The organism is Rhodococcus sp. T2V (assembly GCF_029269925.1).
In the GTDB taxonomy this organism is placed as follows: Bacteria; Actinomycetota; Actinomycetes; order Mycobacteriales; family Mycobacteriaceae; genus Rhodococcus_F; species Rhodococcus_F koreensis.
In genome coordinates this window covers 1-390 of the sequence record NZ_JARJBD010000427.1, presented here as the reverse complement: position 1 = coordinate 390, position 390 = coordinate 1, and the positions used below count along the sequence as shown (strand labels likewise).

The window sequence follows — 390 nt, the reverse complement described above, 5'->3', positions numbered from 1 at the left end:
GCAACCGATCCACCACCATCACCACCGCCGGAACCATGAACTCCGGCAACCGCCCGGCCACGAAACGACGAACCTCGGCCGCCGACTCACTCGACCCGCCGACACCGTCGACGTGGAAAACCACGTATCCGATCAGTTCGGTGCCATTGCCGGTGGCGCCGGCTACCACGACCGCCTGAGCCACCGTCGGATGCTTCAGCAGCACCGTCTCGACCTCTGCGGGTTCGACTCGGAACCCCCGCACCTTCACCTGCTCATCAGCACGACCCACGAACACGAGCACACCCTCGGCAGTCCACCGCACCAGATCCCCCGACCGATACATCCGCGCACCGGGCACACCGAACGGACACGCCACGAACCGCTCAGCCGACAACCCCGGCCGACCCA

The 390-nt window shown here is 66.7% G+C and carries 1 protein-coding gene; it reads right to left on the bottom strand.

Annotated elements, in window-relative coordinates:
* The coding region (locus P3H15_RS54685) for a hypothetical protein (RefSeq protein ID WP_276144915.1) at positions 1-358 on the bottom strand (358 nt) is incomplete at its 3' end.
* Positions 359-390 lie beyond the last annotated feature (32 nt).